27 protein-coding genes, 2 tRNA genes and 1 other RNA gene are annotated in these 26,776 nt (G+C 38.7%); 20 read left to right on the top strand and 10 right to left on the bottom strand.

All coding sequences use genetic code 11. The features are described from left to right. The first annotated feature begins 100 nt into the window (after window positions 1–100). The 3 genes from H3R28_RS00775 (at window position 101) to H3R28_RS00765 (ending at window position 1,237) form a co-directional block, all read left to right on the top strand. Entirely contained in the window at window positions 101–538 is a 438-nt protein-coding gene (locus H3R28_RS00775; protein ID WP_198209340.1) for a hypothetical protein, read from the top strand. A 66-nt stretch (window positions 539–604) separates the two neighbouring features. After that, window positions 605–681: transfer RNA gene (locus H3R28_RS00770), tRNA-Arg, on the top strand. A gap of 169 nt (window positions 682–850) precedes the next feature. Continuing rightward, window positions 851–1,237 (top strand): response regulator, encoded by a 387-nt coding sequence (locus H3R28_RS00765; RefSeq protein ID WP_110438442.1) that lies wholly within the window; start codon window positions 851–853, stop codon window positions 1,235–1,237. Between the two features lie 12 nt (window positions 1,238–1,249). Here H3R28_RS00765 and H3R28_RS00760 read toward each other — a convergent pair whose 3' ends face one another. From H3R28_RS00760 to H3R28_RS00750, 3 genes are all read right to left on the bottom strand, one after another. Beyond that, window positions 1,250–2,740 (bottom strand): glycosyltransferase family 39 protein, encoded by a 1,491-nt coding sequence (locus tag H3R28_RS00760; RefSeq protein WP_198209342.1) that lies wholly within the window; start codon window positions 2,738–2,740, stop codon window positions 1,250–1,252. Between the two features lie 172 nt (window positions 2,741–2,912). Next, complete coding sequence (locus H3R28_RS00755; protein WP_198209343.1) at window positions 2,913–3,656, bottom strand: polyprenol monophosphomannose synthase; 744 nt, start codon at window positions 3,654–3,656, stop codon at window positions 2,913–2,915. A 35-nt stretch (window positions 3,657–3,691) separates the two neighbouring features. Beyond that, a complete protein-coding gene (locus tag H3R28_RS00750) occupies window positions 3,692–4,186 on the bottom strand; it encodes an Lrp/AsnC family transcriptional regulator (protein ID WP_198209345.1) in 495 nt (164 codons plus the stop codon). A gap of 126 nt (window positions 4,187–4,312) precedes the next feature. On the opposite strand from H3R28_RS00750, the gene trxB reads away from it, so the two are divergent. After that, window positions 4,313–5,275, top strand: coding sequence for a thioredoxin-disulfide reductase (trxB, locus tag H3R28_RS00745; RefSeq protein WP_198209347.1), 963 nt, complete (start codon window positions 4,313–4,315; stop codon window positions 5,273–5,275). Window positions 5,276–5,328: 53 nt separating this feature from the next. Here the strand turns inward: trxB and H3R28_RS00740 are convergent, their stop codons facing one another. The 5 genes from H3R28_RS00740 to H3R28_RS00720 all read right to left on the bottom strand — a co-directional run bounded on the left by H3R28_RS00740 (window position 5,329) and on the right by H3R28_RS00720 (window position 9,151). Further along, entirely contained in the window at window positions 5,329–6,765 is a 1,437-nt protein-coding gene (locus tag H3R28_RS00740) for a mannose-1-phosphate guanylyltransferase/mannose-6-phosphate isomerase (RefSeq protein WP_155572157.1), read from the bottom strand. Between the two features lie 29 nt (window positions 6,766–6,794). Beyond that, window positions 6,795–7,076 (bottom strand): integration host factor subunit beta, encoded by a 282-nt coding sequence (locus H3R28_RS00735; protein WP_198209349.1) that lies wholly within the window; start codon window positions 7,074–7,076, stop codon window positions 6,795–6,797. Between the two features lie 39 nt (window positions 7,077–7,115). Next, window positions 7,116–8,048 (bottom strand): signal peptide peptidase SppA, encoded by a 933-nt coding sequence (gene sppA, locus H3R28_RS00730; protein ID WP_370552809.1) that lies wholly within the window; start codon window positions 8,046–8,048, stop codon window positions 7,116–7,118. A 122-nt stretch (window positions 8,049–8,170) separates the two neighbouring features. Further along, window positions 8,171–8,617, bottom strand: a complete 447-nt coding sequence (locus H3R28_RS00725; protein ID WP_155565820.1) for a MucR family transcriptional regulator — start codon at window positions 8,615–8,617, stop codon at window positions 8,171–8,173. Window positions 8,618–9,060: 443 nt separating this feature from the next. After that, window positions 9,061–9,151, bottom strand: a tRNA-Ser gene (locus tag H3R28_RS00720). A 272-nt stretch (window positions 9,152–9,423) separates the two neighbouring features. Here H3R28_RS00720 and rplU point away from each other — a divergent pair. The 4 genes from rplU to proB all read left to right on the top strand — a co-directional run bounded on the left by rplU (window position 9,424) and on the right by proB (window position 12,332). Further along, window positions 9,424–9,738: a 50S ribosomal protein L21 gene (gene rplU / locus H3R28_RS00715; RefSeq protein ID WP_198209351.1), complete on the top strand. Its 315-nt coding sequence runs from the start codon at window positions 9,424–9,426 to the stop codon at window positions 9,736–9,738. A gap of 48 nt (window positions 9,739–9,786) precedes the next feature. Further along, a complete protein-coding gene (gene rpmA / locus H3R28_RS00710; protein WP_110438451.1) occupies window positions 9,787–10,056 on the top strand; it encodes a 50S ribosomal protein L27 in 270 nt (89 codons plus the stop codon). Between the two features lie 93 nt (window positions 10,057–10,149). Next, complete coding sequence (gene obgE / locus H3R28_RS00705) at window positions 10,150–11,184, top strand: GTPase ObgE (RefSeq protein ID WP_155569533.1); 1,035 nt, start codon at window positions 10,150–10,152, stop codon at window positions 11,182–11,184. Beyond that, complete coding sequence (gene proB, locus H3R28_RS00700; RefSeq protein WP_122123944.1) at window positions 11,184–12,332, top strand: glutamate 5-kinase; 1,149 nt, start codon at window positions 11,184–11,186, stop codon at window positions 12,330–12,332. The genes obgE and proB overlap by 1 nt, the downstream gene beginning before the upstream one ends. Here the strand turns inward: proB and H3R28_RS00695 are convergent. Both H3R28_RS00695 and H3R28_RS00690 read right to left on the bottom strand, forming a co-directional pair. After that, complete coding sequence (locus H3R28_RS00695; protein WP_155567215.1) at window positions 12,307–12,897, bottom strand: hypothetical protein; 591 nt, start codon at window positions 12,895–12,897, stop codon at window positions 12,307–12,309. The two genes, proB and H3R28_RS00695, sit on opposite strands and share 26 nt — an antisense overlap. 57 nt (window positions 12,898–12,954) lie before the next feature. Then, window positions 12,955–13,215, bottom strand: coding sequence for a DUF2312 domain-containing protein (locus H3R28_RS00690; RefSeq protein WP_198209353.1), 261 nt, complete (start codon window positions 13,213–13,215; stop codon window positions 12,955–12,957). A gap of 257 nt (window positions 13,216–13,472) precedes the next feature. On the opposite strand from H3R28_RS00690, the gene zwf reads away from it, so the two are divergent. The 12 genes from zwf (at window position 13,473) to murD (ending at window position 26,776) form a co-directional block, all read left to right on the top strand. Continuing rightward, the gene (zwf, locus tag H3R28_RS00685) at window positions 13,473–14,948 is read left to right on the top strand and encodes a glucose-6-phosphate dehydrogenase (RefSeq protein ID WP_198209355.1); all 1,476 of its coding nucleotides are present in this window, start codon (window positions 13,473–13,475) and stop codon (window positions 14,946–14,948) included. A 298-nt stretch (window positions 14,949–15,246) separates the two neighbouring features. Further along, window positions 15,247–15,684, top strand: coding sequence for a hypothetical protein (locus tag H3R28_RS00680; protein WP_198209357.1), 438 nt, complete (start codon window positions 15,247–15,249; stop codon window positions 15,682–15,684). A 24-nt stretch (window positions 15,685–15,708) separates the two neighbouring features. After that, the gene (gene petA / locus H3R28_RS00675) at window positions 15,709–16,320 is read left to right on the top strand and encodes a ubiquinol-cytochrome c reductase iron-sulfur subunit (RefSeq protein WP_110438458.1); all 612 of its coding nucleotides are present in this window, start codon (window positions 15,709–15,711) and stop codon (window positions 16,318–16,320) included. Between the two features lie 71 nt (window positions 16,321–16,391). Further along, window positions 16,392–16,784, top strand: an RNA gene (rnpB, locus tag H3R28_RS00670) — RNase P RNA component class A. A gap of 227 nt (window positions 16,785–17,011) precedes the next feature. Then, window positions 17,012–17,494, top strand: coding sequence for a division/cell wall cluster transcriptional repressor MraZ (mraZ, locus tag H3R28_RS00665; RefSeq protein WP_122123948.1), 483 nt, complete (start codon window positions 17,012–17,014; stop codon window positions 17,492–17,494). Between the two features lie 2 nt (window positions 17,495–17,496). Then, entirely contained in the window at window positions 17,497–18,474 is a 978-nt protein-coding gene (rsmH, locus tag H3R28_RS00660) for a 16S rRNA (cytosine(1402)-N(4))-methyltransferase RsmH (RefSeq protein WP_198209359.1), read from the top strand. After that, a complete protein-coding gene (locus H3R28_RS00655; RefSeq protein ID WP_198209361.1) occupies window positions 18,474–19,442 on the top strand; it encodes a hypothetical protein in 969 nt (322 codons plus the stop codon). The genes rsmH and H3R28_RS00655 overlap by 1 nt, the downstream gene beginning before the upstream one ends. A gap of 20 nt (window positions 19,443–19,462) precedes the next feature. Beyond that, the gene (locus H3R28_RS00650) at window positions 19,463–21,418 is read left to right on the top strand and encodes a penicillin-binding protein 2 (protein WP_198209363.1); all 1,956 of its coding nucleotides are present in this window, start codon (window positions 19,463–19,465) and stop codon (window positions 21,416–21,418) included. Between the two features lie 16 nt (window positions 21,419–21,434). Next, window positions 21,435–22,901, top strand: a complete 1,467-nt coding sequence (locus tag H3R28_RS00645) for a UDP-N-acetylmuramoyl-L-alanyl-D-glutamate--2,6-diaminopimelate ligase (protein ID WP_198209365.1) — start codon at window positions 21,435–21,437, stop codon at window positions 22,899–22,901. Further along, window positions 22,898–24,289, top strand: coding sequence for a UDP-N-acetylmuramoyl-tripeptide--D-alanyl-D-alanine ligase (gene murF, locus H3R28_RS00640; RefSeq protein WP_198209367.1), 1,392 nt, complete (start codon window positions 22,898–22,900; stop codon window positions 24,287–24,289). Before H3R28_RS00645 ends, murF begins: the two co-directional genes overlap by 4 nt. Continuing rightward, entirely contained in the window at window positions 24,289–25,380 is a 1,092-nt protein-coding gene (mraY, locus tag H3R28_RS00635) for a phospho-N-acetylmuramoyl-pentapeptide-transferase (protein WP_198192601.1), read from the top strand. Before murF ends, mraY begins: the two co-directional genes overlap by 1 nt. Before the next feature lies 1 nt (window position 25,381). After that, on the top strand, window positions 25,382–26,776 hold the full coding sequence (gene murD / locus H3R28_RS00630) for a UDP-N-acetylmuramoyl-L-alanine--D-glutamate ligase (RefSeq protein ID WP_198209369.1): 1,395 nt from the start codon (window positions 25,382–25,384) through the stop codon (window positions 26,774–26,776).

The following is a 26,776-nucleotide window of genomic DNA, read 5'->3' as shown; positions in this document are numbered from 1 at the left end:
ATAAAAAAAATGTAAATTAAACAATTTATCTGAAAAAAAACTTTTTCTTCTTTATATAGAAATAAATTCCTTTTCATATTTTTTCGCTCTGGAGCATTCCGTGAACAAGTATCGCCTGAAATTAGTCCATCGCAAAATACGGATTATCCCTATTTTTATATTAGTGTTGACTGCTGCCTGCAGTCATTTAGCCGAAGACCACCCCACAGGAATATGGTTAGGCAAAATGGAAACACAACAGGGAATTTGCCCACATGATCGTATGGCCGCCCTGAGAATCGATAAAAAGAAAATATTGTTTTCACCTGATAATGGGGCATTGGTCTTGACAGGTATCTATCACAAAAAGGAACATCCAAGGCATCTTGTCGCTGTTCTCCACCGTACGGATATGGATCATAAACCCTACGATCTCATTTTTGAAGGGAAAGCCAAGAATAAAAATATAATTGGAACCTATGGAACTCCTGACTGCCGGGCGACAATTACCTTTTATCGTCCACATCATTACGGATTATCAAACGCTATTGCGCATTAAAATCACAAAAAGTTAAAAAAACACTTGCAGAGGGGAAAAAGATCGGTTAAAAGCCTAGGGCAAGACGCACCCGTAGCTCAACTGGATAGAGCACCAGACTACGAATCTGGGGGTTATGGGTTCGATTCCTGTCGGGTGCGCCACTTAAATTAGAGGTCAATTTCATACCTAGATTGAAAACCTGATTAAAAAGTTAAAACGAGCTTTATTAATATTATTTAACTATTCCTTTATACATATTAAATTATACTTTATTTATACGTTTTTTTTTGGTATAAAGATAAAAAAGTAATTTTTTTGATAGATTTCTAAATGCTTTCTAATACGTCTCTTCTTATTATAGAAGATCAGCCTGAGATATGCGATCTTATTAAGTTAAGCTTTGCCAATCGAATTCCAACAATTCAACTGGCACATTCTCTTGCTGAAGCTGCTGAACTAATCAAAGAAACTTCATTTACCCTCATGATTGTCGATGTTTATTTACCTGACGGAGATCCATATCCGCTGATTCTTAAAATGTTGCAAAAAAAATGCAGGGTACTTTTGATGAGTGGAAATTTTCAAATCAACCAGCGTATTAATGATTTACCATTTCCACGTATTGAAAAACCATTCAGGATAAAGAATTTAATTAAAAAAGTGGAAGAAACCGTTTCCAATCCTTTATCAGATGAATTGATAGAACTCGCTTCCTAATTGAAATTTTCATTAGGGCAGATAAACGATTTCATGCTGGTTAGCATTTGAATAATTTAACTCTACTTTATAGATATTATAGGTTTCCGCAATTCTCTGTTTGATTTTTCTTACGACAATCCCCTGTTTTTCTGAATTTAAAAAATAAACAGAAGGTGGCATATCTTTGCGACGCTGTGTACGAATTAAATAGCCATTTTTCCCATGGTAATCAGCTAAAGCAAAATATTTCCAGCGTCTATCAACCAGAACAATTGGATGATGCACCTCATAAAATGCCAATTCTGCAGCTATGCCATATTCATCGACAATGATTGGAACTGAATCAGGAATTTGACATGAAACCAGTTTAGCTAATTCAGCCCACCCGCCCAATCGTTTTAACATGAGATCATATTTTGCCGGAATTGGAAAATATGCAAAAACCGATTGAATGTAAATCAAACCAACCATTATATTCCCGAGGATACAGGCTGACGTGATAAAACGATGAAAATAAATTGCCGTTATGACAGACAGGACTGGATATAATATTCCCATCCAGTTGGCCTGTACACGATCCCCAAAGGCATGCTGAACAAATACACAAACTGGAATAATAACCCATAACCACAATAAAAAATCATTCTCCGCTTTACTCTCCCAAACAATTTTTGTCAGTTTAATCATGGCCCAACAAAAACAAACAAAAAGGATGGGAGTGGCCAATCCGATCTGGCCGATCATTAATTCAGACAAAAACTGAACCGCACGACTGGGATGCCAATCCGCTGTTCTTCCACCCTGTTTTAAAAAACTGATCCATTGATGTCTTGAATTCCAAATAATCACGGGTAGGAAAATAAGTATCGTTAAAAACAGCCCTCCCCATAATTTCCAGGATTTTAAAGAAGATCGACCCAAAACTGTCAGAATGCACCAAACTCCTAATCCCGCAATCATTAACAACGCAGTATACTTGCTGAGCAATGCGCATCCTGCAGCTATACCAATAACCAGCCACCATCCCAATTTTTGAGTGGCAATTAAACGTCCACATCCCCATATAAAAACACAAATAAAAAAAAGTAATGGAGTATCGGGGGTTATTGTTACACTACCGACGCTAATAGCGAGGGTTGTATTTAATATCACAACCGCAGTAATCGCATTTTTTTCTTTATCATGACTGGTATGACAAAAATCCATAACACTAAAATATATAAAAACACTTCCTATCAAACCGGCAAAAGGGGCAAGAAAACGGACACCCAGAGCGGTTTTATTACCAATCCAGCATCCCAATTTTATCCACAACGCCACCATTGGTGGATGATCATAAAAACTGTAATCTAAATGATTTGACCATAACCAATAATATGCCTCATCTGGCGAAAGCGGGCTGGCGGCAGCAACCCATAAACGAATGAGTGTCACGATAGATAAACCAAACCAAAACCATAATAAACAAGGTTTTACCGTTAACTTTTTTACCCATTCAAAATCAGCTTTTACAGAACACATATCAATAACCAAAATTCATGAAATCATCTGTTTTACATATTTTAAATTATAATTCGTTATCAAGAATGATTGGATGGCCCAGTATATAAATATTTTAATTTTCGTCAGTTTTTTTGATAAATTCCTCAAAGCAGCAAAATGGATTTATCAGATTGTCATCATTAAATTTGAATTATCTAGGATATCTTTTTAATTTTTTTTGAAGCAGCATTACAATAAATTGCATCATTATTTTTAAACCAAGTTTACTGTGTCCTGAAAAACGTTTTCGAAACTGAAAGGGAATTTCGATAACACGTATTGTAGAAGGACAGGATAATATCAAATCAAGTAATATTTTAAAACCGGTTCCTGTTAATGTCGGCATAAGATTTAAAAACAGCTTTCTTTTCAATACAAAAAAACCGCTCATTGGATCCTTTAATGGAACAGGTAAAATTTTTTGTGATAATGCAATGCCACGATCCGATAAAAATCTCCTCCAGTAATTTGCCAATCCCTGATTACTACCACCCGATACATGACGGCTGCCAACTGCAAAATCAAAATTTCTATGAATTACAGCCTCAAGCATATCTGGCAATCGTGTCTCATCATGCTGCATATCTCCATCAATTACCGCTATATAATCAGCAGAAGAGGATAAGACACCATCAATCACTGCAGACGACAAGCCTCTTTTGTTAACTCTAAGTATTCCACGTGCCCTTATATCTTGTCTGGCAAGTTTTCTAATCTCTTCAATTGTACCATCCGGAGAATTATCATCGACATAAATAGCCTCCCATCGCCACCCTACCAAAGCCGTTTCTAAAGCTCTAAAAAGAGGAAGGACATTATTTTTTTCATTATAACACGGAACAATAATACTAACTTCCGCGCCTATCGCTTTTTCTGAAGCGGATAAATATTTCATTTTTCAATAAAAGTTTACATTTGATCATCCAGTATTTATTTAGATATATCTGGATGATCGTATTCCAATGGAACGCCATGTCGATTAAAGCTGGTACGAATAACTTGTAATGTCTGAACCCTGGCAATGTGAGGATGCGTTATCAATTCATGCGTTATTCTATTTTCATCTTCGGTATTTCGCGCAATAAAACGAATTAAGAAATCAACGCCACCACGCACCATATGACATTCCCTTACCTCGGGAATATCCGCCATTTCCTTTTCAAATTCTTTTAATATGGCCTCTTTCTGGCTATCAAGACCAACCAGCACAAATACTGATAGGCACCATCCTACAGATTTCATATCGATATCCGCATGATAACTTTGAATAACCCCCATCGTTTCCAGACGTCTTACCCGCCTTAAACAAGGAGGAGCAGAAATGCCAACTCTTTGTGCCAATTCAATATTTGTTATTCGCCCATCTTTTTGAAGCTCATCTAAAATGAGCCAGTCAATTTTATCAAGATCCGCTGCCTGATTCATAAATCGATTATCCTACCAAAACTTTCACTTTGTATAATTTAACAATTTATTCTTTAAACAATAGTTTCTTATTATACTATAGATGACTTATATATAAAAAATCTTTGTAATAATAGGACGAATAATATGGGTGAGACATTTCTTACGGATTTATTAATTATCGGGGCAGGCCCGGCAGGATACACAGCGGCAATCTATGGAGCCAGAGCAAATCTAAGTCCAACTCTCCTAACTGGATTACAGCCCGGTGGTCAGTTGACCATTACCAATGAAATCGAGAATTTCCCTGGTTTTGCTGATCCCATACAAGGCCCCTGGTTGATGGAACAGATGGCTCAACAAGCCATAAATGTTGGCGCCAAGATTATCAATGACAGCGTAACAAGGTGCTCCCTTCAACAGAAACAAAAAGAAAATAATTATTTCATATTGCAAACAGATATGGGAAATACCTACAAAGCAAAAACCGTCATCATTGCTACAGGTGCCCAAGCCCGTTGGCTAGGTCTTGAGGCTGAAGAAAAACTGCAAGGATTTGGTGTTTCCGCCTGTGCAACCTGTGATGGATTTTTTTATCGTGGTAAACAAGTTGCGGTAATAGGTGGAGGAAATACCGCTGTTGAAGAAGCACTTTATTTAACCCATCATGCAGCTCATGTTTTCCTCATTCATCGTCGCAACAGTTTACGGGCGGAAAAAATCCAACAAACACGCCTCATGAAAAATCCAAAAGTTACGATTATCTGGAATAGCGTTGTAGAGGATATTTTGGCGGAAAGTAATCCTCCTTCTGTTACAGGACTTAAATTAAAAAATACACTTACAAAAGAAATAAGCCAATTACCTGTTGATGGTGTTTTTATAGCAATCGGTCACACACCAAATACAGAACTTTTCAAAAATCAAATTGATCTTGATGAGGAGGGCTATATACAAACAACACCGGGAACGACAAAAACATCTGTTCCTGGCATATTTGCCGCTGGAGATGTTCAAGACAAAATCTACCGTCAAGCGATCACCGCAGCGGGTTCAGGATGCATGGCTGCACTTGAAGCTGAACGTTTCCTTTCCGCCTCGGAAGGATGAATATCGAAAAATAGGGTTCAAATATCTGGATTTTCTGAATAGTCGTAGTGTATTCATACAATACGATGATACTGATCATCCAGTCTTACAATATCACTTTCATCAAGATAAGAACCAGATTGTACTTCAATGACAATTAGAGGTATGTCACCCGCATTTTTCAATCGGTGCACCATTCCCAGAGGAATGTAAACACTTTCGTTTTCATGCAGAAATATAACTTCATCTCCACGGGTTACCTCAGCAATACCGGAAACAATAACCCAATGTTCTGAACGATGATGATGTTTTTGCAGAGAAAGCTGCGCTCCAGTTTTTACAATAAGCTGTTTGACAAGAAACCGTTCTCCATGTGCCAACGTTTCATAATGCCCCCAGGGTCGATAACATTGGTTATGCCGAACAGCCTCCTGTTGTTTTACAGCATTCAATTTTTGAACAATTTTCTTAACATTTTGCGATTTGTTTCGATCAGAAACCAAAACGGCATCTTTTGTCACAATCACAACAACATTATCTATATCATTAACAGCCGCCACCATTTCTTCAGAACGAATATAGCTATTATGCGTGTTTTCTAAGAATACATTTCCTATAACCACATTCCCTGACCGATCCTTCTGGCTTACATTCCATAATCCATTCCAGCTTCCGATGTCTGACCAGACAAGATCGGCAGATACTACGACCATGGCTTTTGTTTTTTCGGCAATGGCATAATCAATTGAAAGATCAGGGACCTTTATGAAATCATCATATAATATACGCTCGAAATATAAATCTGACTGTCTATTGTCAACAGCCTTTTTAACCAAGGATAGTAATGTTGGGGTATAATGTTTCATTTCCTGCAACATCGTTTGTGCAGAAAACATGAACATGCCCGAATTCCATAAATATCCTCCCGACTCAACCATTAGCTGAGCCTGTCGAATATCAGGTTTTTCAGTAAAAGCCTTTACGGCATAAATATTCTTGATCTTATCAATAACTGAACCTTTCTCAATATATCCATATCCTGTTTCTAAATGTGTAGGTTGAATGCCGAAAGTTACAATTTTCCCGTTTTGTGCAAAAATGACTGCCTCTTCTACCAATTTTACCAATTTTGGAACATCTTGAATATATGCGTCTGCCGCCATTACCCATAAAATTGTCTGAGCATCCAGTTCATTCGCCAACAAACTTGCAGTTGCTATGGCTGGTGCTGAATTTCGTCCAACTGGTTCCAAAACAATACGGGCATTTTCAACGCCAATTTCTCTCAATTGCTCTGCAATCAAGAAACGATGATCCTGATTGCAAATAACGATTGGCTCTAAAAAAATATCCCCTTTACCGCGTAAAACCGTGTCTTGAAACATGGATTTTTCAGTAATAAGGGGCCATAACTGTTTAGGGAAACTGGCACGAGACAGGGGCCATAACCGACTACCCGTGCCACCTGACAAAATAACAGGAACAATTTTCATTATGGATGTATCCTGCATTGCTGTTTCCCTTTATAATGTTTTAAAAATTATTGCTGATTTATCCTTTCCCTTAATTCCTTCCCCGTTTTAAAAAAGGGAACATATTTTTCCTCCACAGTTACAGTTTCCCCTGTCCGAGGATTTCTTCCCGTACGGGCTTTACGATTTTTTACAAAAAAGGCACCAAAACCACGAAGCTCAACCCGATTACCCCTCGCCAGCGTTGTCTCTATTTCATCAAAAACTGTCGAAACAATTTCCTCAATATATTTCAACATTAAATTAGGATGTTCGGATGCAATTTCTAATATTAATTCAGATTTAGTCATTAACTCACTCAAATGTTATTATAGCTTATAATGATTCTTTTATGGGTGCCAAATCGCTAAAATACCACCAAAATTTTCATTTTTCTTATAAAAAATTTGATTGGCAATTGTTTTTAACGAAAAATTCATGATTGATTTGCTGCCAAGCCCAAACCAGTCATCACTTTTATCTTTTTTTAATGTAACAACTTCAATGTCTGTTGGAAGATGATATGTTTTGATCATCCATTGTTTCGCATCCTCTTCATTACCGATCTGATCGACCAGTCCCAGTCTAACGGCTTGCTGACCACTATAAGGTCGTCCATCCCCCAATTCCTTGACACGGGCGATATCCATATGTCGCCCTTCAGCAACCATATTCGTAAACTGATCATAAAAATTGCCAATCAATCCCTGCAGCATTTTTTGACCGGCTGGAGACAAGGGCTTGACCATTGACGGCTGCCCCTTTAAAGGACCTGAAACAAGCTGATCAAATGAAATACCGACCTTCTCTAACAGCCCAGAAAAATCAGGAGATTCCATAATGACGCCAATTGATCCGGTTAAAGTAGAATTAAATGCAAAAATACGTTTTGCAGGTACTGAAATCATATAGCCTGCTGAAGCTGCCACACCTCCCATTGAAACAACAACAGGTTTGGTTTTTGAGAATTTTAGCAGCGCATCATGTAACTGTTCCCCGCCGGTAACCGCCCCACCAGGACTGTTTACATAAAGGATCATTCCCTTGACAGATTTATCCTTTAAAGCAGTATTGATCAGGGTTACCTGTTTGGAAACATCATTTCCAATAACACCCTCAATTTTCAATTTCACCAAATGCGCGTCATGATTACCAAGCCTCTTCGTTATTAATTTGGCAGAACCTGCCATTATCGATAAAACAAACAGACAAACAGCAAATAAACGCCATAAAACCAATTTGCGTTTCATCTTTTGCCGTTCCATTAATAAATCACTATCCACGTAAATTCATTCTCCACTTTTTAATAAAAGCATCAAATCTATCAATCTAAAATTTATAACGATCACGAAGCAAACAGTCAAAACATTATATAAAAATCACTTAAATAGGGTTCTATTTTGTCTTAAGAGGCCTCTCTTCTCCCTCTCCTTACACTGCGAATATCACTGATGGTATTTTTACGACCAAGACCGATTTCTCGAGCCAGACTGGAACGACGTTCAGCATAGTTGGGGGCAACCATTGGATAATCAGGAGGCAAATTCCAACGTTCACGGTATTGTTCAGGGGTTAAACCATAGGCACTCTGAATATGCCGTTTCAACATTTTCAATTTTTTACCATCTTCGAGACAAATGATGTAATCCGGAAATACAGACCGTTTTACAGGAACAACAGGCTGTAATTTTTCTGCCTCATGACCATTTTTTTCTATTGAGGAAAGCGTTTGATATACCTGACGAATAAGTTCAGGCAATTGTTCGGCCTCCACTGAATTATTGGATATGTGTGATGACACAATCTTGGATGTCAATTGTAATAATGATATTTTCTTGTCTTCTAATTCCATTTTATTCACCAATAATTTTTTAAATTCTAAAATAAATAAAGTATATCAAATACTTCATGTTAAAATAATTTAATATCGAATAATACTTAGCATTATTTTTTGAAAATTAAAGAAGATAATTAATAAAATATGCACAAATGTTAATAGTAACTTACTTATGATCAATAATTATGATATTGCTGTACAATATATTGAATAACACTATTTGCAAAAACAATGAGTAACTTCGGAATTAAAAGAATTTTAATTTTATCTTTGATAACAATATTGTTATGCACAACAAATTGTAAAAATAATACACCTCACAATTCTACTGGTCCCTATATAGGGATCAATAATGGAGTTCAACCATAATAATAAAATCTATAATATTACGAATTATAAATATTTAACCACGATAACAGGAAAATATCATTTTTGATATTCATTTATTTATTCAAACATGGCGGAGAAAGTGGGATTCGAACCCACGGTACAACAGAATTGCACAACGGTTTTCGAGACCGCCCCATTCGACCGCTCTGGCATCTCTCCACAAACAGAAACAACCATGATTTTTTATAAAACCAACGAATATATAATCTATTCCTTCAAAGAAAACCAGACAAAATATTCAAACTTAACGAAATTATGAAAAGAAATTTATTAAACAATTTGTATTTATTTAAATAGCTTATTGACTTTTTACTTTAAAAATCAATATAAACAAGACTTCACAATAAATATATTCCTGTTTTGTGGGATATTGATAAAAAGAAACTAAGTTAGGTTTTCTAACAAGAGTTTGAAAAATTAAAGGGTTTATTATGTTCGCAATCATCCGCACAGGTGGAAAACAATATCGCGTTACACCTAATATGGTTCTAAAAGTTGAAAAACTGGATACCGAGGCAGGTAATACAGTCACATTCACCGAAGTTTTAAGTGTCGGTAATGAAGGAAACTGCACAATCGGAACACCTGTTGTTGAAGGTGCCAGCGTTAAGGCAACAGTTGTTGCGCAAGATCGTCTTAAAAAAGTCATTATTTTCAAAAAACGTCGCCGTCAAAACAGCCGTCGTAAAAACGGACACCGTCAACCTGTAACAGTTTTACGAATCACTGAAATCAACGCTGTTTAGTTCTAGCCTAAACAGACCATATTGATATTTTTAGAATAGGAGAAAAAAATGGCCCATAAAAAAGCCGGAGGTTCATCCAGAAACGGACGCGATACCATTGGACGTCGTCTTGGCGTTAAGAAATTTGGTGGACAGCATGTTGTTGCTGGAAACATTATCGTTAGACAACGCGGTACAAAAATCAAACCAGGTCAAAATGTCGGTTTAGGTCGTGATCATACCATTTTTGCCCTTATTGATGGAAATGTACGATTTGAAAGCCGTTCAAAAGGTAACGTACATGTTTCTGTGGATGCAATCAGCAACGCTGCAGAATAGATCAAAATATACTTAAACAATTTTAAGTATTGACTATTATACGAAGGGTCGATTCAATAAGAATCGGCCCTTTTATTTTAAAGGTTTTAAAACATGAAATTTCTGGATCAAGCTAAGATCTATGTTAAATCAGGAAATGGAGGCGATGGTGCGGTCGCCTTTAGAAGAGAGAAATATATTGAATTTGGTGGTCCGGACGGAGGCGATGGCGGACGTGGTGGCGATATCATTTTTGAGGCAGTTGACAATTTAAATACTTTGATTGATTTTCGCTATACCCAACATTTCCGTGCCAAAAAGGGTCAAAATGGATCCGGTGCCAATAAAACTGGTGCAAATGCAGAAAATATCTGTATTAAAGTTCCCATAGGCACACAAATATTTGCCGAAGATAAGGAAACCTTGCTTGCAGACCTAAATAAAAAAGGGAAAAAGATAGTTCTTTGTCGGGGAGGAGATGGAGGATTTGGCAATACACGTTTCAAATCCAGCACAAACCGGGCACCCCGTCATGCTGATAAAGGTTGGCCTGGAGAAGAACGTTGGGTCTGGTTGCGATTAAAGCTTATTGCCGATGTAGGATTAGTCGGCTTACCCAACGCAGGAAAATCAACCTTTCTTTCTGTTGCATCTGCTGCCCGGCCAAAAATTGCCGATTATCCGTTTACAACCCTGCATCCACAACTGGGAATGGTAAGATTGTCACCAACTGAGGAATTTGTCCTAACAGATATACCGGGTCTCATTGAGGGAGCCCATGAAGGCAATGGATTAGGTGATCGTTTCCTAGGGCATGTTGAACGATGCAGTATGCTATTGCACCTTATCGATGCAACAGCTGATGATGTTGTCAACAACTGGAAAATTATTCGCAATGAATTGGAATCCTATCAAACGGAACTTGCCAATAAACGGGAAGTGATTGGACTTAATAAAACTGATCTGCTTACCCCTGAAGAAATTCTGCAAAAACAAAAAGAGCTGGAACAAGCAAGTGGACATAAGGTTTTCCTTCTTTCAGGGGCTACCCATAATGGGGTGAAAGAAATTTTATTTTATTTACAGAACTACATAACAAAATATAAACAGGATATAATTTTAAAATCAAAACATTTCAGTCCTATATAATGAAAAATCTACATCTTAACCAAGCCCGCAGAATTGTTATAAAAATTGGCAGCGCCTTATTAATTGACGGAAAAAATGCTTGCGTTCGTCAATCATGGCTAGAAAGCCTGATAGAAGATATAATCCATTTACGTCAGCAAAATTGCCAGATTTTAATTGTATCTTCAGGTGCGATCGCTTTGGCACGTTACAAGTTAAAATTAAATCGATATAAGCTTCGCCTCGATGAAAAACAGGCTGCCGCCGCAATAGGTCAAATCAAACTGGCTCAGACCTGGCATGAGGCTTTCGCTGCCCATAAAATCACAACTGCACAAATTTTATTGACTCTGGATGATACGGAAACGCGGTTACAATATAGCAATGCCCGTTCAGCCATTGAAACACTTTTGAAATTAAACTGCATTCCCATCATTAACGAAAATGATACCGTTGCCACTTCCGAAATTCGTTTTGGAGATAATGACCGGTTGGCAGCAAGAGTTGCAGAAATGGTCAAAGCTGACCGGCTTATCCTTTTCTCGGATATTGACGGGTTATATACCGCAGATCCCAAAACCAATCCATCAGCCAAGCATCTTGCCTCAATTCCTGAACTTACTCCACAAATTTACGCCATGGGAGGCAAGGCGCCAACTGGATATTCATCAGGTGGCATGGCAACAAAACTGGCAGCTGCAAAAATAGCCACAACTGCAGGATGTGCCATGGCAATCGCTTATGGAAAACTGCTTCATCCTCTCAAGGCTCTTCAAGAAGGAGCAAGATGTTCATGGTTTCTTCCCAATCGCAAACCTTATCCTGCCCGTAAACGCTGGATTGCTGGAAGCATCTCGACCAAAGGCACTATTTTTATTGATAATGGTGCGGAAAAAGCATTGAAAAACGGAAAATCTTTATTGCCTGCCGGTATTATCAAAGTTGAAGGCCATTTCCAACGGGGAGATATCATTAAAATTGCCAACAAGAATGGAAAAATTGTCGGAAATGGTATTTCTGCTTATGATTCTTCAGAAATAACTCAAATTATAGGTCTTCAAACTGATAAAATTAATTCCCAACTGGGCTGGGACGGCCCCAATGAGGTTATCCATCATGATGATATGGTGATTATTCCCCCACTTACAGCGGCGGCCAGCGTAAAATAGGTTCTTTACGTTTTTTTAAATTAATAATCTCCTTTTTTTCATCATGAGAAGAGGGAGGGTCATATAATCCCCCCTCCCCATTTTCTACATAAATTTTCTGAGCCTGCTTATCAAAGTTATTTTCCGGTTTCTTAACCTCTACCTTACCAATATTCTCACCGGATTTATTCAGGGATGACCGCGATACATCACATGAATTCTGATTTGAAATATCAGAAGCTGCAAAACGCTTTTTCAAGGCAGGTAAGGGATAAACATAATTTTCAGGCTCATACAATTTTTTTTCTGAATTTTCTATTTTACCTGCTTTTTCTGTATCATCTCGATGATTGGCAACCACTTGTATTTTAGTTTCCGAACGAGGCCGCAAATCAGCCGTGCGCTTTAACAAGATACGTAATTGGGCCTGAATATCCTCCATTTGTTGACTTAAATAATTTAAACGTCCTTTTAGCCCAAAAACAGCAAAAGGCATAAACAAAAAACAAATTCCAAAAGTAACAGTCAATATTAGGATAACAAACTGCGCCCAAGAAGGGATCCACTCTGGAAAAGTTAAATTCATGATATTATTTCAATAATTTGATTATATATTCAACAATTTTATTAAATCTATATTCTACTACATACCCAATGCACGACGATAAATATCAAAAAGGGTTTCCTGTTCTTCCACTTCAGCAGGCTCCTGTTTACGTGCCCGAATTATCCTTCTGATTACGGGGACATCAAATCCCGCCGATTTTGCCTCAGCATAAATATCTTTGATATCATTTGCCAACCCTTTTCGCTCCTCTTCCAAACGCTCGATACGTTCAACAATTGTCCGAAGACGATCAACGGCGATCCCTCCGACTTCGGGTTTATTATCAAATTCATTCATCCACTTTTCCTATTTTGATTTTTTTAAAATATATTTAAAGCTGTTTCTATTCATTACGTAACCCTGCATGCCAGGTCAATCGCCAATAGCCTCAGAATATGAAAATTTTAATCCTTTGAAAATTTAAAGAATATTTTTTCCTGTTTTGAAAAGCATGTTACTATCAAAAAAATATTACAGAGTAGATTCATAAAATATATACGATTCAAAATAATATTCAAAAATTAAACTTTATAGAATATAGAGAGACCAAATTTATGGAACAGACACAAGCCTATGCGCCTTTTGATATTATCATTTTTGGGGCAACAGGCGACCTAACTGCAAGGAAATTATTACCCGCATTGTATTATCGTTATCTGGACAAACAAATTCCACCCCAAACTCGTATTATCGGTACAGCAAGATCACCTTTGACAGACGATGATTTTAAAAAACGCATTCATGACGGATTGGTTGAATTTGTTCAAGAATCCTATCAAGATCCAGAAAATATTAGAAATTTTTTAAATCTTATTTCCTACGTCAGCTTAAATGGTGCAGAAGCTGATAGCAACTGGCCAGAACTGCAAGCGAAATTCGAACATAACAAGGCTAATGATATTCGCATTTTTTATTTCGCGACTGCACCAAGATTGTATGGTGATATTTGTGACAATCTTGCATTGAAAAAACTGATCACTCCGACAACCCGTATAATCCTTGAAAAACCCATTGGAACCTCGTTAAAAACTGCCGAAGAGATCAACCAGCGTGTTGGCAAGCATTTCCCTGAAAATAATATCTACCGTATTGATCATTATCTTGGCAAGGAAACTGTTCAGAATGTTATTGCCCTTCGTTTCGCCAATCCAGTTTTTGAACGGCTTTGGAATTCGGATGCCATTGACTACGTCCAGATCACCGCTGCTGAAACCGTAGGGGTAGGTAAACGGGGTGGATATTATGATGGAGCTGGCGCATTAAGGGATATGGTTCAGAACCATCTTTTACAGGTTTTATGTATGGTGGCCATGGATCCTCCCATTTCATTAAATGCCGATGACCTGAGAAATGAAAAGTTAAAAGTCCTTCGTTCTTTAAAACCCATGACGGAACAGGATATCAAGGATAATACCGTTCGCGGCCAATATACATCATGCATTTACAAAAATGAAAAAATACCCGGATATCTTGAGGATCTTGGTAAGGATCAAAGCAATACAGAAACTTTCATTACTTTAAAAGCCGAAATCAATACCGCCCGTTGGGGAGGTGTACCATTTTACCTGAGAACAGGAAAGAGGCTTGCAAAAAAGGTCAGTGAAATCATTATTCAGTTCAAACCCTCCGCCTGGAATCTTTTTGCCACGCCACCAAAAGCGAACCGCCTTGTGATTCGTATTCAACCAGACGAGGGTGTTTCATTATCCCTGCAAATCAAGGATCCACAAAAAACCTATACGAATTTACGCAGCACCTCAATCAATATCGAATTTCCTACAGCCTTTCATATCCGCTACCCCGATTCCTATGAAGGGCTTTTGATGGATGTCGTCAAAGGGGATCCCATTCTTTTCATCCGTCGTGATGAAGTCGAAGCTTCATGGCGCTGGATAGAACCCATTCTTGATGGTTGGGCAAAAAATCTAACCCCATTAACATATTATAAGGCTGGTAGCTGGGGACCACAAGAAGCTCTTGACCTATTAGATCGGGCAAATCATGTTTGGCACGAAAATATGACAGAATAGTGATTGTTGATCACCATGATTTTATCAATTTAAGTCATGGTGATTAAAAAACTGCATTTAAAGATAAAAAACTTAATCCATAAGATGGATAGATGTTAATGAATTTTTACTTATTAATAACTACCTAAAAATTATTTATAGAATGAATTCATGGTTTTTGTTTTTATCTTTTCCATTCTATTTTAATGATCTTTGCAACGACTTCATTTTGAATTAAATAAAGTCTCAATATTGATTATCCAGTTTCATTTTTTAACTTAATTATATAATCCCATTATTTGATCAATCTGAAAAACTGATGACAAAATCCGATAGACCTGCATTTTCTCCATCAAGAAACTCTTTAAAGAAAAGAATAATACAACGCGTGATTGTTGCGCTACTCTTATCTGGCGGTATTATTTTTTGCCAAGAAATGGGTTGGTTGGATCAATTGACCGATCAGTTTGTAAGACAGAAAATCGACTGGTCTAATAATCAATCTGTAATAAAATATCTAAAACAGACCATCACAGATAAAAATCTAACAGAAATCCCTCTTAGATGCTTAATTCCCGTGATCAACAATGATGATGGATCAACAATTTTAAATATTGAAATTCATGAAAAACACAATCAGGAATGTCTGAATACAAAAAAGAATTTCCCGACAATTTTTACCTTTCGTGTTAATAGGCAAAATGGTAGTATACAAATTGATAAAAATACACCCAATCATTTTTACCCGCTTCATTAAATAATCATTATATCAACTTTCATAATGAATCAATCTTCCTCTCCCCCTACTGTACCACGTCGTAGTTTCCTAACCCTGCTTACCGCAAGTTCAGTAACGGTAGGAGGTGTGGTTTGCACATGGCCTTTTATAAACAGTTTAAACACTCAAAATACCACCATCACTCATAATTACACGGATGTTGATATCTCCTCGCTTAAAGAGGGTCAGCAAATTACCGTTATGTGGCAGGGACATGCTGTATTTATTCTTCATCGTCCAGCCAAAACACTTGCACTTTTACAAGACAAAGAACTTTTGATCCGTTTACGTGATCCAAGCAGTAAAGAGTTGCAACAACCTCCCTATACGAGAAACTGGCACCGATCAATTCAGCCAGAAATTGCGGTTTTGATTGGTGTATGCACGCATCTCGGATGTATTCCAAGCCTTAATTTGGGAAATTCACTTGGCGGATATTACAATTGTGCGTGTCATGGATCTAAATTTGATTTGGCGGGAAGAGTATATAACAATGTTCCAGCACCTTATAACCTTCCCGTTCCCCCCTATAAAATTTTAAAACCCGGAATTCTTCGTATTGGTGAAAACCCAGAAGGGGAAAATTTTAGTTTCACATCCATAATGCAGCTTTAAAATCATTCACCTGTTGGATATTTTATAAAATCATCTTGCTTTTTGCACGAAATAGCGACATCTTAACACCATCAGATAGCCAGATGATCGCTATTTACATGATCTGCATCGTAAATAGAGGAAAGTCCGGGCTCCACGGAAAAACGGTGCCAGTTAACGACTGGCGAGGGTGACCTTAGGGAAAGTGCCGCAGAAAACAAACCGCTTGCCAATTTATTTATAAATGCAAGTAAGGGTGAAAAGGCGTGGTAAAAGCACACCGCATGACTGGCAACAGGAATGGCATGGTAAACCCCACCGGGAGCAAAACCTAATAGAGGTAACAGATTTACAGTTAAATCAGGGTTTTTCCGCCCTGTTACCTGGGTTGGTTGCATGAAATACGGTGCGAATCGTATTCAAGATGAATGATCATCATTTATGTTTCATAAAAACAGAACCCGGCTTACACGCTATCTGATTTTAATTTTATCCATAAATTTCCATCAAGATGCAAAACTATAATTTTTACGGCATTTTAACGATAATTCATATACATCTCAATCATGATTTCATGAAATTTTATGAAATAAAAGTGATTTCCAGCGTAATTATTTGACCTCCCATATTTACCCATGATATCCCAAAGGCTATAATGTAAAATAAAAGCAAAGATCAATATCAATTCAAATTAAATCTGGGATAGCCTGTAATGAATTTGTTCCTTGGATCACATCAAAATCGACTGGATGCCAAAGGAAGAGTATCTATTCCAGCAAATTTCCGCTTAAATTTACGCAAAGAAAAAACCACCAAGGAAGAACTTTCCTTTATTCTTCGCCCCTCTCATACTTTACCCTGTATCGAAGGATGGCCATTTGCCATTTTCAACAAACTGACCGCCGTATTGGATGATGTCAACATTCTTTCAACAGAACATAATGACCTCGCAACCCTTATTTACGCCCAGGCCTGGCCTATTGAAGTTGATCGTGAGGGAAGGATTATCCTTCCTGACATTCTAAAACAACATGCCAACCTGACCAATAAGGTCACTTTTATGGGACTTGGGACAATTTTCCAAATTTGGGAACCTGTAGCCGCACAAAAACATTATGAATCCGTGCTTAAACGAACAAAAATGGTCATTCTGCCACACGCCGCCAAGGCTAAAACTGAGCAAGCGGACCAATAATCATGGCCGACAATTATTCAGCAATTGATATCAATGGTCATTTCCCCGTCATGCTTAACGAAGTAATTGACCTTTTACAACCAAAATCCGAAGCGGTTTATATTGACGCAACCTTTGGTGGAGGTGGGTACAGCAAGGCCATTCTTTCCGCAGCCAATTGCAATGTATGGGGAATTGATCGTGATCCCGATGCCATCAGGCGAGGACAAAAAATTGTTGACGACTATCCCACGCTTCGTCTTTTACAGGGGGATTTTGCTCAACTTGAAACGCTTGCTCATGAAAATAACATCCAATCTCTGGATGGTATTGTTCTTGATCTGGGAGTTTCCTCTTTTCAGTTGGACGAGGCAGAAAGAGGTTTTTCATTCCGGTTTGATGGACCGCTGGATATGAGAATGAGTAAATCTGGAAAAACTGCGGCTGATCTCGTTAACCAGTTGTCCGAAACCGAATTGGCAGATATTCTATGGTATTATGGTGAGGAACGTTTCTCACGTCGTATCGCTCGAGCCATCATTCAGGATAGACTTGAAAAACCTTTTGAAACAACACAACAACTGGCAAACCTGATTAAAAGGATTGTTCCGTCCAAAAAAAATGAGATTAATCCCGCAACTCGATCTTTTCAGGCGCTAAGAATTGCCGTCAATGATGAATTGACACAAATCAGGCAAGTCTTAACAAGTGCACTTTCCCTTCTTAAACCAGATGGAAAACTGATTGTTGTCTCATTTCATTCCCTGGAAGACCGTATTGTCAAAGAAATCATGAATCAGGCAACTGGCAATATTGCAAGTCCTTCAAGACATCATCCTCAATCCCTACATCAAAAATCCGAACTGATTAAGTTTGAAGCCCTAACCCATAAGCCTCTTCGTCCTTCAAAATATGAAGCCCTTTTAAATCCCCGTTCACGAAGTGCGAAATTACGAGCCATTAAACGTCTTGCAGGGCAGAAAACAAGGAGTATATCCTGATGATAATCCGTCCATTAACGTTATTTTGCTCAGTACTTGCCGGCCTATCTGGAATGATCCTGTACACTCAAAAACATAAAACCACCGTACTGGATCATCAAATCGCCAAGATTGTGCATGATACGGAACGGCTAAAAGCCCGGACGGCAATGTTACGGACAGAATGGACTTTACTTAATCAGCCTGACCGTTTAAAAACTCTGGCCAACAACTTTCTGCCAAAATTGCACCCTTTGGCTCCCACTCAATTTGTACAAATGTCATCCTTGCTCAATGTGCTTCCTCCCATTCAAAAGGAACAGATCGAGGATAAAACACGCAAACAGCTGCTCCTTGCGGTCGCTAATAATCATGGACAAACCTTGAACAACCCTGATGACAAGCCCGAACCTGCTATTGTTTCAAGTAATACGACCAGACAACATCATGACTCCCCAACAAAACCGAGCACTTCGGATGAAGAAAACCAATCTTCATCCTTCAATTCCCCTTCCAGAAAACCCGAAATCTACACTGCTAAAAAAACGAATAATACAATTGATTCCTCTGATGATATTTCAAACAAAAACATTAAAAAATCTCCTATCAGAAGCAAACCTGTTCAAAATGTTAGGGATGATGACGAAAATCTAGCAACAAATGATTTCCCTGATATCCCACGAATTGATAAAAAAAATATCAAAACAACAGCCTTAATCAAAAAATCCGCCCATAAACCTGCAGTTCGACCTGCATTTTCAATTGCTGACAGTTCCGAGCCGATGTCAATTGTAAAAGAAAAGAATAACAATGACACCATTGGTAAAAAGGAAATACACACCGTCGTATCGACCAATGCAAAACCAAAACATGCGGCGCCGGTAAAAATCGCCCAAAACAGCAAACAAAAACAGCATTATCATTCTGAATCAGCCTTTGGGGACGACGCTGATGATTCCCTACCCGCACCTGTTCCTTTTTCTCAATGAATTCTATAAAGTTAAAATAAATGATAAATTATGGAAAAGGTTCACAAAAGGGTCAACCTTATAGACAATCTTTTGAAAAAAGAAAAAAAAATCAAAAAAAAAAAATTAATACCTATCAAATAGATAAAACCAGACTTCGCTTATTTATCACAGCATGCGGCTTCTGCGTCATTTATGGCGCGGTTATGCTAAAATTAATTTTTGCAACCATCATAGCACCTTTGCCCCCTCAAAAACAGCAAATCGCTCCCCAGGTTCCCCCAATTCCAATTAGCGATCCAAAAGGAACCATTGCTGGAGATTTTTCGTTACCTCAAATCCACAGAGCCTCTATTATTGACAGAAATGGACAGATTTTGGCCATTTCTCTCCCCGTGGCACAGTTATATGCAAATCCTGTCGAAATTATTGACCCTGACGATGTTGCTCAAAAACTGAAATCCATTCTTCCCAATCTAAATATTGAAAAAACCACTCAAAGACTCTCGTCTAAAAAACAGTTTGTTTATATAGCTCGCGATATCTCTCCAAAACAGGAGATTGATATCAATAACCTTGGCATTCCAGGAATTTATTTTGAAAGTGGCGAACGCAGACATTATCCACTAGGACGATTGGCAGCCCATATTCTCGGCAGCGTGGATATTGACGATCACGGTATTGCAGGTATTGAAAAGTATCTTGACCAGCGCTTGATGAATGATCATTCCTCTTTAAAATTATCCATTGATACTCATGTTCAAACCGCGGTACAGGAAGAAGTGGAGGCAGCGATGCAAACTTTTCAGGCAGAAGCTGCATGCGGTATTATCATGGATGTTCATACCGGGGAAATTCTGGCAATGGTGAGTTTACCCGATTATGATGCAAATTTTTTCAATAAAGCCCCCCCAAATCAAAGATTCAATCGCGCCACAAACGGGATGTACGAACCTGGATCAACCTTTAAGCTTCAAAACGCAGCTATGGCTTTGGAGGTTGGCGGGATACATATTTGGGACCGTTTTGCAACAGCACCAGTCAGGGTGGGTCGCTTTACCATTCACGACTTGAAAACAGATCATTTTGCTCCCTATCTTTCCCTACCTGAAGTATTGGCCTATTCCTCAAACCCTGCATCTGCACACATCGCCCTTGATGTTGGGGGAGAAAAACAGCGTGCCTGGTTACAAAGAATGGGTTTTTTAGCACGCGTTCCAATTGAACTACCCGAAGCAGGTCGTCCTTTGGTGCCTTCTGCCAGAAATTGGGGAATATCCACCATCATGACTGTCGCCTTTGGTCACGGTATCGCACAATCCCCTTTAGCCATTGTTCGAGGAACCGCGGCAACAGTGAATGACGGTTACCTGATCAGGCCCACTCTATTATCAAGACAGGATGAGACAATGCCTCCGGTAATTATTGATCCAACCTCATCTAGAACTGACATACCTGATGGAGAAAAAGTTATTTCCGATAAAAATTCCCTTATTCTAAGGAAAATACTTCGTTTAGATGTTACACAGGGAACGGGCAAAAACGCAGAGGTTCCAGGTTATTTTGTAGGAGGGAAAACTGGTACCAGTGAAAAAGTGGGAAAAGGTGGGGGTTATTTAAAACATGTCAATGTATCAGCCTTCACTGCTGTTTTTCCAATGAACAATCCCCGATATGCTGTCTATGTCATGCTGGATAGTCCAAAGCCAACCAAATTTACCCATGGCTGGACAACAGCCGGATGGAATGCGGCACCAACTGTATCCAAAATCATTGCACGTATTGGACCCATGCTTGGATTATTTCCAGATATAAAGAACGCCGGAAGGATAGATAATGAGTTATCCATTCCTCTACGTCCTGCAGTTCCTAAAGGAGTAAAAGCTCTCGGTCCAGGAAATGATCCGGGCGATCCTCGCCTTAATCGACAAACAAAATCCGCATTAAAAACAAAATCTAGACACAAAAATATATCATCTTCTTCCCCTTCAGAATAATCAGTTTCATTTTACCATGATTTCACTTGATACATTACGATACTATATCAATATTCCCGATTATTTCCCCAATCATGAAATAAGGGGAATTGCACTGGACAGCCGGAAAGTGCAAAAAGATTTTCTTTTTGCCGCTTTGCCTGGAAATCAGCTTGATGGACAAGCATTCATTCAACAGGCCATTGAAAATGGAGCCAATACGATTCTCTTGACCAATGGGTCAAACATGGATTTGCCGAGCCAGTGCGTTCCCATTTACTGTGATAATCCCCGTCAAGTGATAGCAAAAATAACTTCCTTATTTTATCCGAAGTTACCCCATCATAAAATAGCGGTTACAGGTACAAATGGTAAAACAAGCACCGTCGATTTTGCCAGACAGTTATGGGAGCTGGAAAATCTGAAATCCGCTTCAATTGGCACTTTGGGCGTTCTCAATAATGCTGGCTATCATTATACAGGACCGGTATTAACCACACCTGACACTATTATTTTACATGAAATTATGCAAAATCTTGCCAAAAAACATGTAACACATGTTGCCATTGAAGCATCTTCACATGGATTGGCTCAATACCGGCTTGACAATATTGAATTAGAAGCGGCAGCTTTTACAAATCTAACCCGGGATCATCTGGATTACCATCACAGTTTTGAAGCATATTTTCAGGCAAAACAAAGATTATTTACAGATATATTACCATCAAATGCCATTGCCGCATTGAACAGTGATATGAATGCATCCGTTCTTGAAACATTATTAAATATAATAAAAAAAAGAAAACAACAATTGAGACTGGTTGGCATCAAAGGAAATTTTTTGCGTCTAAATCATGTTAAACCCTTACCCCATGGTCAGGAAATAACCTATAAAACAGCTTCAGGAAACCGTGTTACAACAACCCTTTCTTTACTTGGCCGTTACCAGATAGATAATATTCTACTTTCTATGGCACTTATCGCAAAAGATTCTGAACATCTTGAATCCCTTGTTCCTCTACTTCCCAAACTAAAAGGCGTGAAAGGACGCATGGAACAGGCTGCCGTCTTACCAAATGGGGCAACTGTTTATGTTGACTATGCCCATACACCTGATGCATTGACCCATCTTTTACAATCTTTGCGTCCACATGTTCATCATGAGTTATATATTATATTTGGGGCAGGTGGGAACCGTGACAAAGGCAAACGCCCTCTGATGGCTCTTGAGGCGGGAAAATATGCAGACCATGTCATTATTACGGATGATAATCCCCGGCATGAAAATCCCGCACTGATCCGTAATGAAATTAAAAAAGGTTTTCCACGGGCCGTTGAAATCGCTGGCAGAGAAGAGGCCATTGCACAAACAGTTAAAAAACTTCAACCTGGCGATATTTTAGTTATTGCTGGTAAAGGGCATGAACAAGGCCAGATTATCGGGAATACTATCCATCCTTTTGATGATGTAAAAATAGTACAGAAATATATGAGATATTTATGACATTCCTTTGGAACGAAACTGATCTTATCCAGGCCACTGGAGGTACCTTATCCATTCATCAGGCCATACATGGAACGGGTGTCTCCATTGATACCAGAACCTTGCGACCCGGGGATATTTTTATTGCCATTAAAGGTGAAAATAGCGATGGTCATGACTATATTCAACAGGCTCTTGCCAATGGAGCATCTTGTGTCATTGTCACGCATATTCCTTCCCAATTTAACAGTCAATTACCCTTTTTAATTGTCTCGGATACGTTACATGCCCTTACAAAAATGGGGATTTATGCCAGAAAGCGTTTTCATGGAAAAGCCATAGCGATCACTGGAAGTGTCGGTAAAACCACAACAAAGGAAATGCTTAAAAACGCTTTGCAGCCTTTTGGAAAAATTCATGCTGCCGAAGGTTCATATAACAACCATCTGGGCGTTCCCCTCACTTTGGCAAGGCTTCCCTCTGATGTCGACTATTGTATCAGTGAAATTGGCATGAACCACAGTGGCGAAATAGCCCCCCTGGCTGCCATGGTTAAACCTGACATAGCAATTATTACTACGGTATCATCCTCCCATCTTGGATTGATGAAAACCCTGGATGCAATTGCCGAGGAAAAAAGCCAGATTATCACCGCTCTGTCAAAAAACGGCATCCTTATTCTGCCTGAAACAGTTTATGATTTCACTTTATTTGAAAAACGAGCAATGCAATATCATGTTCATTTTTACAGAACAGGTTTATCAGAAAAGGCTGATTTTCAAATCCAGTCCATAAATCTTGGTGCAGATTATTCAATCTTCAAATTTAAAACAGTTAATGAAATCTTTTCCGTCTCTCTTGCGTCTCCCGGGCAACATCTCATTCATGATGCCTCCCTTGTACTCGGTGCAATATTCTCCTTGAAACTCGATTTGCAACAGGCAATTACCGCCCTGCATCAATTTACAGCTGGGTCAGGACGAGGAGAAATCTTACCTTTGATAGATAAAACAGGAATTCTTCTAGATGAAAGCTATAATGCATCAACCCTTTCAATTCAGGCCGCATTAAAAACCCTGACATTATTGAGTCCCAAACGACGTATCGCAGTTTTAGGGGATATATTCGAACTGGATGAATATAGCGAAAAGGAGCATCTCTCCTTGATTCCCAGTATTATACAGAATTCTGATCTTGTTTTTACTTGCGGCTCCTCAATGAAAATTGTATTTGATCAACTTCCCCGACCTATACAAGGGAAATGGTGTAAAAATGCAGAACAGTTAATCCCTTTCATTCATCAGCAATTGCAAGATCGAGACACTGTTCTGGTGAAAGGAAGTCATGGAATGCATATGGAAAAAATTGTTAGGGCGTTAACTCAAAAAATGAATCAAAGGAAAAATTAATGCTATATGATCTGATTATGCATCATGGGCTGGCCTATGCCTTTTTACTTAATCTTTTTCGTTATATAACATTTCGTGCTGTTGCCGCCTGTTTCACGGCTTTTTTCCTTAGCATTTGGTTGGGTCCCTATATAATAGCCAAACTTCACCAGATTCAGCGTGAAGGTCAGCCCATTCGTGCCCTTGGCCCGGAACGGCATTTGAAAGAAAAAGCAGGAACTCCTACTATGGGAGGAATTTTAATTTTATCCACTTTATTAATTTCAACGCTTTTATGGGCTGACCTGACCAACGGATTTATCTGGATCGTACTATTTGTCACCTTTGGATTTGGCCTGATAGGTTTTTTTGATGATTATAAAAAACTGGCAAAACATAACAGTGATGGATTAAGTAAAAGCACACGTTTGGGCGGGGAATTTTTAATCTCACTGGTTGCAACTTATTTTTTACAACAACTGACCCCTTCAGGAATGGCCAATGATCTAGCACTTCCTTTTCTTAAAAATGTCCTTATTCCATTAGGCTATTTTTTCCCTCTTTTTGGGATGATTGTCATAAGTGGTTTTGGTAATGCGGTTAATTTCACGGATGGACTTGACGGGCTTGCCATTGTTCCAGTTGTTATCTCCTTTTTTGTTTTTGCGCTGATTGCCTATATTGTCGGAAATAGTGTTTTTGCCGATTATCTACAATTGCATTTTATTCCTAAAACTGGGGAGTTGGCCATATTCTGTGCTGCTGTCATAGGGGCAGGACTAGGATTTTTATGGTTTAACGCCCCTCCGGCTTCTGTATTTATGGGGGATACAGGCTCTCTTTCATTGGGTGGCGCCATTGGATCTGTTGCCGTTGCCGTAAAACATGAGCTGGTCTTGTGTATCGTCGGCGGTTTATTTGTAATTGAAACGCTATCCGTCATTATTCAAGTCGCATGGTATAAAAAAACTAAAACAAGAATCTTTCTCATGGCACCTTTACATCACCATTTTGAAAAAAAAGGATGGGCCGAATCAAAAATTGTTATTCGTTTCTGGATTATTTCCATTATTTTAGGCATTATTGGTTTAGCAACATTGAAACTGCGTTAAAATGGATTTCCCAAAAGATTTATTCAAAAATAATCATTACGCCATTTTAGGGTTAGGTAAAAATGGCATTGCCGCTTCCCAACGTCTCTTGCAAATGGGAGCAACAATACAGGTCTGGGATGATCAACCCAAAGCTCGTCAGCAAATCCCTGAAAAGTTAAAGCCCCATCTTGCACCTTTTAAAAACCTGGAAAATTTCAATGCCTTAATTTTATCTCCTGGTATTCCGCATTTTTTACCAAAACCCCACCCTGTTGCAGAACTTGCCCGGATGAATGCAATTCCAATTCTTTCAGATGCAGAGATTTTATATCAAGCTATCAAAAAATCAGGGTCCCGAGCACGTTTCGTGGCTATAACTGGCACAAATGGTAAATCAACGACCACAGTTTTACTAAACCATATTCTAACAGAAGCTAAAATACCATCTGTAGCAGGAGGTAATCTGGGACCGGCATCCCTATCCCTTCCATATTTGGAGGACGATGGTGTTTACATTCTTGAAATGTCCTCCTATATGCTTGAGCGCTTATCCAGTTTCAAAGCAGATATCGCATGCTTGTTAAATATTACGCCAGATCATATTGAACGACATGGAGACATGAAAGGATACGTTCAAGCCAAATATCATATTTTTGATCATCAAAATCAACAGGATATGGCAATTATTGGAATAGAGGATGATTACTGTAAATCTATTGCGAAACGACTTGTCCAAAATGATATTCCGGTTAAAAAAATATCTGGGAAAAAAGATATCAATGCCGATTTTTGGGTTGATCAGCATCTTCTGCAAGACAAGAAAGGCATTATTGCTGATTTAAATCAAGCAAGTCTTCTTCCTGGGCAACACAATGCACAGAATGCTGCGGCTGCTACGGCAATGGCCCTCGCTTTGGGCGTTGCACGGCAACAGATAGCGGAAAGTCTTAATTCTTTTAATGGACTTGCCCATCGACAGCGACCTGTCGCAACCATTGATTCAGTGACTTTTATCAATGATAGTAAAGCCACCAATGCAGATGCGACCTCGAAGGCACTTACCTGCTATAATAAAATCGTATGGATTGCTGGTGGATTGGCCAAGGCTAAAGGAATAGACGATCTTGCACCCTATTTTTCTAAAATAAAATTCGCTTTATTGATTGGTAAAGATGCACCACTGCTAGCCAAAACCCTGGATAGATATCACGTCCATTACCAGATTGTTCACACACTTGATCAAGCAGTCCCTCTCGCTTTTGCATTTGCCAAACAACATCATATTCATACTGTAATGCTCTCTCCTGCCTGTGCCAGCTTTGACCAGTTTGATAGCTTTGAGGAAAGAGGGAATGTGTTTATTCAACTTGTCAAGCAACTAGAAACATCATTCCGTCAAAACCTGAACGATTAG

It is taken from the genome of Commensalibacter sp. M0268, from assembly GCF_016101925.1.
Classification (GTDB): Bacteria; Pseudomonadota; Alphaproteobacteria; order Acetobacterales; family Acetobacteraceae; genus Commensalibacter; species Commensalibacter melissae.
Note: the sequence above shows the minus strand (reverse complement) of the source record. Positions and strands in the feature narration are given on the sequence as shown.